This window comes from Pseudomonas sp. HPB0071, assembly GCF_000478505.2.
GTDB lineage: Bacteria > Pseudomonadota > Gammaproteobacteria > Pseudomonadales > Pseudomonadaceae > Chryseomonas > Chryseomonas luteola.
In genome coordinates this window covers 369,768-382,869 of record NZ_KI517368.1, presented here as the reverse complement: position 1 = coordinate 382,869, position 13,102 = coordinate 369,768, and the positions used below count along the sequence as shown (strand labels likewise).

Genomic DNA, 13,102 nt, shown 5'->3' with positions numbered 1-13,102 from the left:
CGTTCGTACACATGATAGCCTGTTCGTTCCATCCGTCCACCCGACCTATACGGTTACGTTGCATTGTTTTCGGAGACTGACACGGCATGCCCTCTGAACGACGTCTGGATCCTGAGCGAAGGAGTCGCATCATTGATGCCACTCTGGAGGTCATCGCGCGTGATGGCGTGTCAGGCGCTACCCACCGCCGCATTGCAGCCGTGGCTGATGTGCCACTGGGCTCCATGACCTACCACTTTGACGGCATCGAGCACTTGCTCAAGGAAGCGTTCACCCGTTTTGCCTGGTCCATTTCTGCCCGCTTCGATGCTCTCCTGGGCGCAGCCAAGACACCCGAGCAAGCCCTCGACGCCGTGGCGGATGTGATCTGTGGCGATTTCTGGCAGGAAGACAATGGCCGCGTGATGACGCTTTCCTACGAACTCTACGCCTACGCGAGTCGCAACCCCGCAATGAAGTCGATCATGCAGGACTGGATGTTTCGCAGTCAGCGGGCACTGGCGCAGCATTTCGATGCACGCACTGCCAGAACGCTAGATGCTCTGATCGAAGGGCTGACCATCCATCGCTCCGTTGAGCAAGAGCCGACGACCCGTGAAGATGTTCTGCGGGTGATCAGGTTGATCGTCAATGGCTGAATGCATTTGTCTACGCGGATTCGCTTGCGCCTAATAGTTAATTATATTAACTATTAGGCAGAGGTAACCGCTGCTGTCATCCGGTGTCGCCTCTGTGATTGCTCTTTGACTGCTCCGACAATAAACACAAGAAGGACGCACCATGAAGCGAACCATTACCCACAAGGCGCTGGCCGTTGCCGGCTGCGTGAGTGCTTTAGCTTTTGTTATTCCCCTCGCCAGCGCTGACTCCACCCTCTCGTTGCAAGGTAGTTGCACCTCGCTGGCAAGCAAGCTTGCCAGGCTTGATAACACTCTGATTGACACAGCCACGCGGATTGATGCCGGTGAGCTCAAGGTCGGCGGGCATGATATTGCGGCCCACTGTTTGATTCAGGGGCGCATGAATCCTCGAACTGGTATCGATGGCGCCCATTATGCCGTTGGCTTTGAGATGCGCTTGCCCCTGGCCTGGAACGGACGGTTCTTCTATCAGGCCAATGGCGGGCTGGATGGCAGTGTAGTTACCGCTACAGGCGGGCTGGGCGGAGGGCCGGTCACCAATGCCCTCGATAAAGGCTTTGCCGTTCTGAGCTCCGATGCCGGTCATACGGCGCAACAGAACATGACATTTGGCATCGACCCGCAGGCCCGTCTCGACTATGGCTATCAGGCGGCCCTGAGATTGACGCCGATGGCCAAGCAGGCATTACAGATAGCCTATGGCAGGCGGCCTGAACACTCCTACTTCGGTGGATGCTCCAATGGCGGTCGGCATACCTTTGTAGCCATGAACCGGCTGGCGAACGACTACGATGGCTTCCTGGCCGGCGCACCGGGCTATCGGCTTCCCCTGGCAGCGGTAGCCAGTATCTTTGGGGCGCAGCAGTATGCCAAAGTCGCCACGGATCCCAATGACCTGTCCACTGCATTCACTGCCCAGGAGCGTGCCTTGGTTGCAAAACGCGTTTTGGCACGTTGCGATGCCTTGGATGGTGCTACCGATGGGCTTGTGCAGGATTACCCGCGCTGCCAGCGTACGTTCAGCCTGTGGCGAGATGTTCCCACCTGTCGGGGTGAGCGCAACGGTCAGTGCCTGAGCATTGCGCAGAAGCGTGCCATAGACCCTATTTTCAAGGGAGCTACAACGCGGGTGGGCAAGCGATTCTATTCGAGTTTCCCCTATGACAGCGGTCTTGCGACCAAGGATGTGGCCTCCTGGGAGTTCGAGTCGCCTATCAGCCGTGACTCATTGGCCGTGGGTATTGTATTTGGCGTACCGCCGGTAAGCCCGGTGACGTTCGATGGCAAGTCGCTGGCCCTCAACAGCTCCATTGATGATCTGCTCGCACGAATCACACGTTCCAGTGCGATCTACACCGAATCCGCCATGCGATTCATGACACCCTCGAATCCTACCCATCTTGAGTTACTCAGGCAGCGGGGAGCCAAGGTCATGGTGTATCACGGTGTCAGCGATCCTATTTTTTCGGTCGACGATACCGTGGCTTGGTATGAAGGACTCCAGAAAAGCAATCGCGGTCAAGCAGAGCGCTTTGCCCGCTTGTATACCGTACCGGGCATGGGACATTGCCAAGGCGGACCGTCCACCGATCAATTCGACATGCTGACGCCTCTGGTCAATTGGGTTGAAAAGGGCAAGGCGCCAGAGCAGGTCATCGCCACCGCACGCGGCGTAGGTAATGCAGGCGGAGTGAATGCTGACGTTCCGGCGGACTGGTCACCTGCACGGACACGCCCACTGTGTCCTTACCCGCGTATTGCCCTGTACAACGGCACCGGCGATATCGAGTCGGCAGCAAGTTTCAGCTGCCGTGAACGGCCCCGTGGCTCGTCTGGAAACACGGAGCTGTAAGTCTGGTAGAGGCGCTCCGAGGAATGCTTCGGAGCGCTTCTGGTTTACTGGCCGTTTCTGGCCATTTTCAAAGGCAGACCGCACCGTGCATTACTGGTGCGTTGTAACAGGTGTGGCGGCCACATGCCTGGAATAGGCTGGGCCAGACGGATTTTAAGAAACTCGGTCGCGTCTGCTGCCCGCTCGCGACCACCACCGCCCGGAAAGTTGTTATCGTTGACCACCAGCAGGGTGCGCTCGTCCAGCGGCAGCACGTCTTCGATGGTGACATAGGGGAAGGTGAATACATTTGAGCCATCGCCGTTCAGGTCGTCTGGATCATCCAGGCGCATCAGATCGACCAGTTCGGTCTTGCGTACCACACCGCCATTAGGCACGGCACGGGTGTCGATCAGGTAGATCCGCTTGAACGGGACGCCATTGGTGGCTGTGCCGCCGTTACGCTCGATGACCAGAAAGCGATTATCGTCGATGGCTGTCATGTCCCCAATAGCATTGCCAGCAGCTTGGGTACGATAAAAATAGGTAACGCCCGTGAAGCGCTCATGATCGATGTCGAATTCGTTGATACGCAACTGGTTAGCCGGATCACCTGTCACCGGTTTTTCCAGTAGGGCATACAATTTGTCACCACGGGGGTTGATAGCCATACCCTCAAACCCACCCGAGCCGCCCAGGTTGGCCGTGGCCTTTCCTGCCACAACGTCCTTGTTTTCCGGCGCGTAAACGCCTGGGAGTGGGATTTCGCTCCGCAATACGGTTCCTGAGCCGTCTGTCTTGACCAGATAAGGTCCGAACTCATCGCCAAACCACAATGCACAGTTCTTGTCACGGCGCACGGACTCGACGTCCAGATCAGCACCCGTGATCAGGCGAGAGAACTGAATGGCGGGATCCACTTCGGGATTGGTGCTCTTGTTGTAGTAGTGAGCGTAATCCGCCTGGATAGGCATGGTCAGTTTACGGTTGACATCGTTGAGCGTGATTCGCGACGGCTCGGTAAAGCGAGCCAGAGGCATGCCGGTCAGAGCATTGCTTGCGGTAACCGTACCGGTACCGCCGCGGCGGGTCTTGAAATCAACCCGTGCGCTATACAGACGCAGCAGGGCATCGGCAGAGTTGGCCTGAGTGCCGAAGCCATTGTCTGTCAGGAACAGAAAACTGTTTTCATCAGCGCCTGGCAACACCGCGGAAAGCCCCTGTACGGGCTGGCGGCCCTGATAAGGCGGCACAAAGGTGCCATACGGATTTGGACTGATGAACTGGCCAGAAGTAGGCCCATCGGAAAACGTATCAGGTGGCATGACAGCCCAGCCTACCAGCGTGTTATTGGGAGACGCTAGCGCATGGGTGGACAGCGCAGCCGCCAGCGCGACCCAGAGAGGCCGTACTTTTTTCATTGTTATCTTCTCCGTCCAGGAAGTGAGTGTACCGGTCGCAAGCCCATGGCATCTGCTCCAGTGGTGCTGAGCACAATACGGCGCAAGTGTGTCAGGCATATGGCACCGAGCCGCACGGCTGGCGGTACGTTGACGCCTGTGTCAGTGGGAGAGGTATACGCTGAGGTTATACAGGCTCAAGGTGCCTGAGGCCCTTTCGAGCCTATAAAGTGGCGGCAAAACATAGCCATGGCTAAAAAGATTAGCTCTATCTATCTGATAGACTTGATAAATTTCTTTGTGTATTGTGGCGGCTTCTTTGGGGAGTAGCCTGCTTTCGAATGCTTCGAAAGTGTTTATGTCAACATTCTCGGCATGCATGCCGTGGCATAAACGACCACCCGGTTGGCGAGACCATTGATATATCCGCGTTCAGGATCGGGCGCGTGGATATGTCATTGGACGTTAGCCCGATCGGTACGGAAATCGTGAATCCAGCTGCTCTCGTCTTACTTGCCTTAGCCATGTCCACGGATGCGTTCGCCGCTGCGGTGGGCAAAGGTGCCAGCCTGCATAAGCCTTGTCTGCGAGAAGCGCTACGCACCGGTGCGATCTTTGGCACCATTGAGGCCATCACACCCGTCATTGGCTGGGCTGCCGGCCTTGCAGCTGCTCAGTTTGTACAAGAGTGGGATCACTGGATTGCCTTTACGCTCCTGTTGGGTCTGGGTCTGCGCATGATCTGGTCTGGCGTGAGAGAAGCAGAAGAGGTCGAGGAAAAGCCCACTCAGCACTCGTTCTGGTTGCTCGCCATTACGGCGGTAGCCACCAGTATCGATGCCCTGGCGGTCGGCGTGGGGCTTGCTTTCATCAACGTCAATATCATCGGCGCGGCGCTGGCTATCGGCTTAGCGACCATGATCATGGTGACTATTGGCGTCATGTTGGGGCGCGTGATGGGGGCTGTCATTGGCAAGCGGGCCGAGATCATTGGTGGGGTAGTGCTAATCGGTATCGGCTCGGTCATTCTGCATGAGCATTTGACCGCAGTAACCGGCTGATCCGGCTGGGTGCCGTCGGTAATCGTTGATCAATTACGTCCTGTTTCATGTTTTAAAACCAGAGCGCCTGCAGGATGTCTGCAGGCGCTCTGGTGTTTTGGGGAAGCGTTCCTGAGAAGGACTGGCGCTTCCAGGCTGCTTCGTTAACGCTGAACGTTAGGGAAGCGCTGCTTCAGGTAAGTATCCACTTCATTAAAGTCATAGCCCTGCTCTTTGGCCTTAAGGGCAAGGTCTGATACGCATTTCGGACTTGGCGCATCTGCTGCCTCATCTTTACAGACGTCCGGCTGGGCCTGGGTAATGTATTCGCTGACTGAAGGTCTGGGTTTGACGGCATCGCCATCAAAGGTCTCGGACTTGGGCAGAATGAACTTGTTGACCACGATGGCAAACAGGATTCCCAGGATCGCAAGCGTTATGACATACGTAGCCGTAATGCGTTTACGCTTCGGGACATTCTCTAACTGGCTCAAATCAGCACTCCTTTCTAGAGGGATCGATAACATTGTCCTTCGGTTACGATTTAGTAACCCGCTTGTGACCAGAAGTTCAGCATTTTGCCGTGCAGGACGTTGATCCGAATCAATAAGGCGTCGATGTGGGAGTGAGCTAACAGGCCGGGCTGCGGATTTTCAGTGTTTCAGCCTGATAGGTTTTCCACTTATAAAGTGAATATGCTTGTGGATAATTACGGCTAGCCCATATACGGCAAGGGCTGGACAGAGTTGATCATTTTTTGATCAGTTTGAGATTGGGCAGCGACCAGCAGTAACCGGATCGCTTTGATTCATAAGGCGCCGGCGCGATAGGGTGAAAAGGTGGGGCCATACCCATCCTTCCAGACTCTCAAACCAAACGCCCCCGTTAGTACGGGGGCGTTTGGTTTCATCGGGTACAGTGCTATTTAGACCTGAGCGCTGCGCTCCTTGATTTCCTGGTGCAGAATGCGGTCGTTTTCGGAGTAATCGACCGGGCAATCGATTACATGTACGCCTGGTGTGTTCACGCAGCGCTCAACCAATGAGGCGAATTCCGCAGCGCTTTCCACCCGATGGCCCTGAGCGCCATAGCTTTCGGCATAACGGACAAAGTCCGGGTTACCGTAGTCCAGACCATAATCTTCAAAGCCCATCTGTGCCTGCTTCCAGCGGATCATGCCGTATCCGTCATCACGCAGAATGATGACCACAAGGTTCATCTTCAGGCGTACAGCGGTTTCCAGCTCTTGACTATTCATCATGAAGCCGCCGTCACCGCATACGGCAACGATAGGCGTCTGTGGATGAACCAGGCGTGCCGCCATGGCAGAAGGAAGACCAGCACCCATGGTAGCCAATGCGTTGTCCAGCAACACCGTGTTAGGCATGTAGGCCTTGTAGTTACGGGCAAACCAGATCTTGTAGATACCGTTATCCAGCGCCACGATACCATCCGACGGCAGCACCTTGCGCAGGTCTGCAACCATACGCTGCGGGTACATCGGGAAGCGGTCATCTGTGGAGCCTTCGGAGACATGAGCCTCGTTGGCTTCACGAATGGTCAACAGGCGGTCGAAGTCCCAGGTTGGTTGAACTTCAATGGCTTCCTTGATTTGCCAGATGGCATTGGCGATATCGCCTACCACTTCTACCTGAGGGAAATACACCGGATCGACTTCGGCCGAGCGGAAGTTGATGTGGATGACCTCCGTACCTCCACGCACCATGAAGAACGGTGGCTTTTCGATGACGTCGTGGCCAATGTTGACGATCAGATCAGCCGACTCCAGCGCACGGTGCACGAAGTCACCGGCCGACAGCGCCGCGTTACCCAGGAAACGGGGATGACGCTCATCCACCACCCCTTTACCCATCTGGGTGGTAATGAACGGAATACCCGTCTTTTCAATTAACTGACGCAGCACGCGCGCCGTCATCTTGCGATTGGCCCCCGCACCGATGACCAGGACTGGGCTGCGTGCGCCTTCCAGCTTGGATATGGCCGCCTGGATGGACTTGTATTCAGCGATGGGTCGGCGGGTCAGGCTGGGTGGAATCGGGGTGCTTTCAGTCTGCTCAGCCGCGATGTCTTCTGGAAGTTCCAGGTGAACCGAACCGGGCTTTTCTTCTTCAGCCAGACGGATCGCTTCACGGATACGCGAAGGGATATTGTCGGCAGAAGCCAGCTGGTGGGTGTACTTGGTAATCGGGTCCATCATGCCGCAGACATCGATAATCTGGAAACGGCCCTGCTTGGACTTCTTGATCGGCTTCTGCCCGGTGATCATCATCATTGGCATGCCGCCCAGGTAGGCATAGGCGCCTGCAGTCACAAGGTTTGTGGCGCCTGGGCCTAACGTCGACAGACACACGCCGGTCTTACCGGTCAGACGACCATAGGTCGCCGCCATGAATCCGGCGGATTGTTCGTGACGTGTCAGGATCAGTTTGATCTGGCTGGAACGGGAGAGCGAGTCCAGCAGGTCCAGGTTTTCTTCCCCAGGAATACCAAAGATGTATTCCACACCTTCGTTTTCCAGACAACGTACGATCAAATCAGAGGCCTTGGCCATCACTTTTTCCTTCAGGTAGGGCGGTTAGAGAAGCTCCGACCCAAGGGTGCAATGCTGATAGTGATTTGTCCATGCCGCATGGGCCGTAGAAGAACAAATTCAGTAAAAAAATTCATTTTTTTGCAAAAAAAGCGGGGCGGAACAGACGAAATGTAGTGGTTTAGATCAATAGCTACATGCTGACGCCTTAGCCTGACCGGATGCTAGTGAAGTGAGGCAATTTATAGCCAGCCTTAGGTTGTCTTTAAGGGTGCAAGGGGCTCTTTCAAGTTCGTACGGTAGATCTGCATGGATACGGAAGAGATAACGTTAAGCCTGGGCCGTGACTGGAACCCTTCAGCAACATCAGTAATCAAGCGCTTTTAAGAAGTTGCCCAAGTCTGCTGGCCAGCGGAGCAAACAGTTCCGTCGCCGTATTGCCATATCCAATTACCAAGCCGTTGTCCTCGCGCAGCGGTGACAAGGTATAACGTGACAGAGCCGCTGGAGCCATATTGTAGCGACTGGCCGCTTCAACTACCTTCTGATCACAACAATGTGCGGGTAGACGTAACGTCAGATGCATTCCCGCATTTCCACCCATGAGTTCATAGGGCATAGGGATGAACTGCTGGAGCGCGGTGCGCAAGATCTGTTGGCGCTCACGGTACAGACGCCTCATACGGCCTAGATGACGGCTGAAATGTCCCTTCTCGATAAAGGATGCCATCGCCAATTGCTCATGACGATGTCCTCCACGCAGCATTTCTGTCAGGGAGGCGCGGGTCGCTACCATCAGTGAGTGAGGCAGTACCATGAAACCCAGGCGAAGCGCTGGAAACATGGTTTTGCTGAAGCTGCCGATATACACCACCGGCGCATTCAGGACGAGGCCTTGCATGGCTTTTACAGGCTCACCGAAATGGCGAAACTCGCTGTCATAATCATCTTCAATGATCCAGGCGCCATGCGCCCGTGCGTGCTCAATCAATGCCAGACGCCGGCTTACGCTAAGCACTGACCCCATGGGATATTGATGAGAGGGAGTGGTGTAGATCAGGCGAGGTGGAGCAGTAACCCAGTCAGCGGCTGCTACTGCCAACCCTTCTGTATCGACCCGTTTGGGAACGATATGTAGATCACCTGCACGCATTGCAGTCTTTATACCCCGGTAGCCAGGATCTTCAATCCAGGCCGTATCGCCTGGATTGGTCAGCAGGCGAACAGATAGCGCCAGGGCTTCCTGGGTTCCTTCGGTAATGATGATCTGCTCTGCCGTGCAGTTAACCCCGCGTGAAAGCGAGAGATAACGTGCTAGCGAGGCGCGCAAACGTGGCTCACCCAACGGATCTCCATAGCCCAGACTCGAAGAGCCCGCATGGCTGATCTCCTGATCCAACACCCGTCGCCAGGTAGAGAGCGGAAAGTAGGAAAGCGCCGGGATACCAGGCCGGAGTGCACCGCTGGATTCGGCGAGCGCTGAGCCATTCCCTATCTGCTCAATGCGTCGGGCCAGTCCGGCCGTACATGGCATATCATCTGCAGCGGATACAGGCCTCTCGGACAACCTCGCGACTCGGGTACCGGTAGGGCTCGCATGAACATACCCTTCGGTGGAAAGTTGCTCATATACGGCAATAACCGTGTTGCGTGAAATTGATAACGCACTGGCCAATTCACGTGAGCCGGGCAGCCGAGTGTCTGCCGCCAACTGTCCCTTCAAAATAGCTGATTGGAGTCGTTCATAGAGCTGTGCCTGCAACGACGCCGCTGATGGGGCTCGAGAGAGTGGTGTGCCAAACAGCAACAGGGTTTCACGTATCGTATTCATCAGCTAAGTGTCTGGCTCTATAAAAAAGCTCAAATGTGGCTCTTTTGGCAGAGCCATATCCTGAATACCGTTATAGCTCATTCAACTGTTGGTCAGGTAGATGATGAATCGGGAAGGAATACGGAACGCGTACCAACAACCCATAGGGCAGCCTCTGGCAGAGTGGACAGAGCGTTCACGGCCGTCTCGTACGGTAAAGGAGGGTCGCTATTGTCGCCTTGAGCCACTCAATGCTGAGATCCACGCATCCGACCTGTACGAGGCGTATGGTCAGGCAGAAGACGGCCGAGACTGGACCTATATGCTGTCCGGCCCTTTCATTCATGAAGCGGACTATCATCGGTTTGCCGAGCAGGCTGCTGCGAGTGAGGACCCGATGCACTTCGTGGTGGTCGATCTACGAAGCGGTCGCGCGGTTGGGACGTTGTCCCTGATGCGGATAGATCCTGCCAATGGCGTTATGGAGGTTGGGCATGTTGCTTTCTCTACACTCATGAAGCGCTCGATACTTTCAACCGAAGCACATTATCTGCTTATGTATCATGCCTTCGAGGACCTGGGCTATCGGCGTTACGAGTGGAAATGCGATAGCCTGAACGAGCCCTCGCGCCAGGCTGCGCTTCGCTTGGGGTTTCAGTTTGAAGGGGTATTCCGGCAGGCTCTGGTCTACAAGGGGCGGAGCCGGGATACGGCCTGGTTTTCGATCATTGACACTGAATGGCCGGTACTGCGTAACGCATTTACGGGATGGTTAGACCCGGCCAACTTTAACGAGGACGGCCAACAGCTCCGTTCCCTTCAGGCATTCCAAAGGAGCGCTCGGGTAAACGATCCACTCGGTTGAGCCGACTTGGTTGATTCAGAGAAAAGCCGTAGCAACTTTTATCCAGCCTTTCTGTGCGTCATACATGCTGGCCGCCGTTGACATGGATTTCAGAGCCATTGATGTACGACGCGCCTCCTGTACATAAAAAGTAGATCAAGGAGGCCACTTCCTCGGGCTTACCCAGGCGGTGAAGTGGAATATCGCGTTGAACGATTTCTTCCGTTCCGGGTGAAAGAATCGAGGTATCGATTTCACCTGGAGCAATGGCATTTACCCTGATGCCGTGCGGGCCGAAGTCGTAGGCCATTTCCCGGGTCAGCGCCGAAAGGGCCGCTTTGGACGTTGCATAGGCTACGCCGGCGAATGGATGAACTCGCGACCCAGCAATGGAGGTAACGTTGATGACGCAGCCTTTAGCGACCTTGAGCTCGTTGAACAACCCTTTTGCCAGCAGGGCGGTAGAAAATAAGTTGACGTTGAATACCTTGATCCAATCGGCGTAGCCCATTTCTAACACACCCAGCCGTGAGCCGGTCTCGCTTTTGGGTGAGATGCCAGCATTATTTACTAGCGCGTCAAGACGACCACCCAGTTTGTCGTGAATCAGCGCCAAGTTCTGCTCAACGCTATCGATGTCTTCGAGGTCGAGATGGATATGGTTCATCAATCCTTCGGACCAGGGGCAGTCTGCCGCCCAATTCTGGCGTGAAGCGGTAAATACGCGCCAGCCCGCTGCATTGAAGTGCTTGACCGTGGCATGGCCGATGCCACGGCTCGCGCCCGTCAATAATAATGTCTTTTGCGTCATGGCCGTCTTCCTGAAAAGGGACACCTATCATAAGCATATCTGCCTATTTGTGGGGTACAGGCAGCCTAGCGGTTAAACCACTGTTCAAGTTCGGAAGAAAGGGCAGAGGCGTACACGTCACAGAAGCACGGTGTGAAGTGTGTGCCTACCGGCGTAGGTAGGCACACGAGTAGGCGTTAATGGTCCATTTCGTCTTTAGTGATCTTGCCACTGTGCGGGTCTACATGAAATTCATACTTCATGCCGTCCTGCTTGGTGCCTTCTCCTTCCCAATGCCCATCGTCCGCTTCGATCTTGGTGATCTCTGTATAGCCGGCAGCCTTGAGCGCAGCCTCCGCCTGATCTTTGCTGATCCAGTCAGCACCCGGCTGATCAGCCCAGGCTACACTGGCAGTCAGTAGTGAGGCTGTTAGAAAAGCAGTTATCTTTCTCATGGCGAGTCCTCATGATGGGTACGAGATAATTGAGTGCTCCTGAAGCGTGGAGTTCGCGTGCCTAACGTGTCGCGATACCCTTGAGAACCGACTCAGAACAATCACCGTGAATGTATGGAGCGGTTGCCTGTTCTATCGCCGTAATGGCGGTAAAGGCGTTTACTGAGATTTCCACTGTTCTAGGCCTGAAAAGGTTCAGGCAAAATAATATTACATGTAATGGTCAAAAATACTTACATGTAAGTATTGCACTGCCCTGGATTCAGGAGTAGATTTTCTTACATGTAATGAGTCTGGGAGGTCAGATGCCTCGCAAGAAACCACTGGATGATGCTACGGCCAAGGCAGGCTCCGGCAAGGGTAAAACCACCGCTGATTATGTCCGCGAGATGCGGACGCGATTACGTGAGGCAGGTCTGGTAAAGCGTGAGTTCTGGATTCTTCCTGAAAACGTTAACGCCCTTCGGGGTATCGAGAAAGCGCTACGGCAGCCCTTTTTGGGCGAGAAAGTCAAACTGGAGGACTTTATGACCGAGAACACCAACTGGAGTATCAGCTCGCTGCACAAGGCCCTGGCCGAGCTGGAGGTGGTTGAGAAGGGCGAGATTGTTCTGACCGTTGCTGAAGGTGCGGTGCCCAGCATCAAACTTACCATGACAGAGTATGGCGACCTGCCGATTTACCTGGCGGTCTCCGGTGATCAGGTGTTAGTCGATGCCACGCTGTTCGAGGCGGGCAAAGTCAAGGATACCGTTGAGTTCAACAGCCTGCTGCTGCGTAGCCGGGACATGTTTCCCCTGTCCTCGGTAGGTATCGAATCGGTAGACGGTACAGAGATTTATTGCATGTTTGGCGCCTTGAGTGCGGCTTCTTCCCTGACGGTTATCGTCCAGGAGATCTACACCTTGGCGGAAAACGTGATTCGCGCCGCTGAAGCATTCGAAGACCATATCAAGGCCTGACCCTTTATTCGCATTGGAGTACACAGATGAGCATTTGGAAAAAAGTAGTAACCGCGCTTCGCGGTGGCGCCTCTGAAGTGGGCGAAGCAATTGTCGATCAGCAGGCAATCCGTATTCTTGACCAGGAAATCCGTGATGCCGAAGCCGCCTTGCTGCGGGCTCGTAACGGCCTGGTCGATATCAAGGCCAAGCACAAGCTCTCGCTGCAACGTCTGGATGCCTTCAAGGGGGACATTCAGAACTGGGAAGGCAAGGCGATGGCTGCGCTGGAGAAAGGCGAGGAAGGTCTGGCGACTGAGTGTGCAAACAAGGTAGCCGAGATCGAGGCCCAGCGTGATCAGGAGCAGGTGCTGGCGGATCAGTTCGGCAAGCAGACAGAAGCCCTGCATGCTCAGGTCATCAAGGCCGAAGCGCAGATCAAGGGGCTCAAGCAGCAAGTCGAGATGGCCAAGGCGCGGGAAACCGTTCAGAAGGCACGAGTGGCAACAGCTGCCGCTACAGGTGGTGCTAATGGTTCCCTGGAAACGGCTGTAGATTCGCTGGCCCGGATCAAGGCCCGTCAGGACGAGCAGGATGCTCGCCTGCAGGCAGCTGAAGAGCTCGCCAGCGCTTCCAACGGCGGTGATCTGGAGCGCCGTCTACAAGAAGCCGGGATTGGCTCCAAGTCGGGCGGCGGTGCTGATGTCCTGGCTCGCCTGAAGGCCAAGCAGTCCTCGGGCTCTGCACAATAAGCGTTACAGAAGGGCAGCCGAATCCTTCCGGCTGCCCTTCTGTGTCA

12 protein-coding genes and 1 riboswitch are annotated in these 13,102 nt (G+C 55.3%); of the genes, 6 read left to right on the top strand and 6 right to left on the bottom strand.

The genetic code is table 11. From position 1 onward, the window contains the following. The first annotated feature begins 86 nt into the window (after positions 1-86). Together HMPREF1487_RS21280 and HMPREF1487_RS21275 are read left to right on the top strand one after the other, a co-directional pair. The gene (locus tag HMPREF1487_RS21280) at positions 87-638 is read left to right on the top strand and encodes a TetR/AcrR family transcriptional regulator (RefSeq protein ID WP_010798811.1); all 552 of its coding nucleotides are present in this window, start codon (positions 87-89) and stop codon (positions 636-638) included. A 142-nt stretch (positions 639-780) separates the two neighbouring features. Beyond that, entirely contained in the window at positions 781-2,493 is a 1,713-nt protein-coding gene (locus HMPREF1487_RS21275) for a tannase/feruloyl esterase family alpha/beta hydrolase (protein WP_010798810.1), read from the top strand. A 44-nt stretch (positions 2,494-2,537) separates the two neighbouring features. On the opposite strand, the gene HMPREF1487_RS21270 is transcribed toward HMPREF1487_RS21275, so the two are convergent. After that, positions 2,538-3,893 carry an esterase-like activity of phytase family protein gene (locus HMPREF1487_RS21270; protein ID WP_010798809.1) on the bottom strand — a complete coding sequence of 452 codons (1,356 nt, stop codon included), beginning with the start codon at positions 3,891-3,893 and terminating at the stop codon, positions 2,538-2,540. A 293-nt stretch (positions 3,894-4,186) separates the two neighbouring features. Further along, positions 4,187-4,351: riboswitch (yybP-ykoY riboswitch) on the top strand. A 9-nt stretch (positions 4,352-4,360) separates the two neighbouring features. Here HMPREF1487_RS21270 and mntP point away from each other — a divergent pair. Then, the gene (gene mntP / locus HMPREF1487_RS21265) at positions 4,361-4,933 is read left to right on the top strand and encodes a manganese efflux pump MntP (RefSeq protein ID WP_026003797.1); all 573 of its coding nucleotides are present in this window, start codon (positions 4,361-4,363) and stop codon (positions 4,931-4,933) included. A gap of 143 nt (positions 4,934-5,076) precedes the next feature. On the opposite strand, the gene HMPREF1487_RS21260 is transcribed toward mntP, so the two are convergent. The 3 genes from HMPREF1487_RS21260 to HMPREF1487_RS21250 form a co-directional block, all read right to left on the bottom strand. After that, positions 5,077-5,406 (bottom strand): hypothetical protein, encoded by a 330-nt coding sequence (locus tag HMPREF1487_RS21260; RefSeq protein ID WP_010798807.1) that lies wholly within the window; start codon positions 5,404-5,406, stop codon positions 5,077-5,079. Between the two features lie 431 nt (positions 5,407-5,837). Further along, positions 5,838-7,484, bottom strand: a complete 1,647-nt coding sequence (locus tag HMPREF1487_RS21255; protein ID WP_010798806.1) for an acetolactate synthase large subunit — start codon at positions 7,482-7,484, stop codon at positions 5,838-5,840. A gap of 352 nt (positions 7,485-7,836) precedes the next feature. Next, a complete protein-coding gene (locus HMPREF1487_RS21250; protein ID WP_010798805.1) occupies positions 7,837-9,294 on the bottom strand; it encodes a MocR-like pyridoxine biosynthesis transcription factor PdxR in 1,458 nt (485 codons plus the stop codon). 100 nt (positions 9,295-9,394) lie between these two features. On the opposite strand from HMPREF1487_RS21250, the gene HMPREF1487_RS21245 reads away from it, so the two are divergent. After that, entirely contained in the window at positions 9,395-10,138 is a 744-nt protein-coding gene (locus tag HMPREF1487_RS21245) for a GNAT family N-acetyltransferase (RefSeq protein WP_230382333.1), read from the top strand. A 58-nt stretch (positions 10,139-10,196) separates the two neighbouring features. On the opposite strand, the gene HMPREF1487_RS21240 is transcribed toward HMPREF1487_RS21245, so the two are convergent. Continuing rightward, complete coding sequence (locus HMPREF1487_RS21240; protein ID WP_010798803.1) at positions 10,197-10,928, bottom strand: SDR family NAD(P)-dependent oxidoreductase; 732 nt, start codon at positions 10,926-10,928, stop codon at positions 10,197-10,199. Between the two features lie 176 nt (positions 10,929-11,104). After that, positions 11,105-11,362, bottom strand: a complete 258-nt coding sequence (locus HMPREF1487_RS21235) for a PepSY domain-containing protein (RefSeq protein ID WP_010798802.1) — start codon at positions 11,360-11,362, stop codon at positions 11,105-11,107. Positions 11,363-11,667: 305 nt separating this feature from the next. On the opposite strand from HMPREF1487_RS21235, the gene HMPREF1487_RS21230 reads away from it, so the two are divergent. After that, positions 11,668-12,324, top strand: a complete 657-nt coding sequence (locus tag HMPREF1487_RS21230) for a YjfI family protein (RefSeq protein WP_010798801.1) — start codon at positions 11,668-11,670, stop codon at positions 12,322-12,324. A 26-nt stretch (positions 12,325-12,350) separates the two neighbouring features. After that, on the top strand, positions 12,351-13,055 hold the full coding sequence (locus tag HMPREF1487_RS21225; protein WP_010798800.1) for a PspA/IM30 family protein: 705 nt from the start codon (positions 12,351-12,353) through the stop codon (positions 13,053-13,055). The last annotated feature ends 47 nt before the right edge of the window (positions 13,056-13,102 follow it).

What these genes read in the sequence shown, in the direction of transcription:
- HMPREF1487_RS21280 (WP_010798811.1), top strand. Translation starts at nt 87, where the DNA reads ATGCCCTCTGAACGACGTCTGGATCCTGAGCGAAGGAGTCGCATCATT.
- HMPREF1487_RS21275 (WP_010798810.1), top strand. Translation starts at nt 781, where the DNA reads ATGAAGCGAACCATTACCCACAAGGCGCTGGCCGTTGCCGGCTGCGTG.
- HMPREF1487_RS21270 (WP_010798809.1), bottom strand. Translation starts at nt 3,893, where the DNA reads ATGAAAAAAGTACGGCCTCTCTGGGTCGCGCTGGCGGCTGCGCTGTCC.
- HMPREF1487_RS21255 (WP_010798806.1), bottom strand. Translation starts at nt 7,484, where the DNA reads ATGGCCAAGGCCTCTGATTTGATCGTACGTTGTCTGGAAAACGAAGGT.
- HMPREF1487_RS21250 (WP_010798805.1), bottom strand. Translation starts at nt 9,294, where the DNA reads ATGAATACGATACGTGAAACCCTGTTGCTGTTTGGCACACCACTCTCT.
- HMPREF1487_RS21245 (WP_230382333.1), top strand. Translation starts at nt 9,395, where the DNA reads ATGATGAATCGGGAAGGAATACGGAACGCGTACCAACAACCCATAGGG.
- HMPREF1487_RS21240 (WP_010798803.1), bottom strand. Translation starts at nt 10,928, where the DNA reads ATGACGCAAAAGACATTATTATTGACGGGCGCGAGCCGTGGCATCGGC.
- HMPREF1487_RS21235 (WP_010798802.1), bottom strand. Translation starts at nt 11,362, where the DNA reads ATGAGAAAGATAACTGCTTTTCTAACAGCCTCACTACTGACTGCCAGT.
- HMPREF1487_RS21230 (WP_010798801.1), top strand. Translation starts at nt 11,668, where the DNA reads ATGCCTCGCAAGAAACCACTGGATGATGCTACGGCCAAGGCAGGCTCC.
- HMPREF1487_RS21225 (WP_010798800.1), top strand. Translation starts at nt 12,351, where the DNA reads ATGAGCATTTGGAAAAAAGTAGTAACCGCGCTTCGCGGTGGCGCCTCT.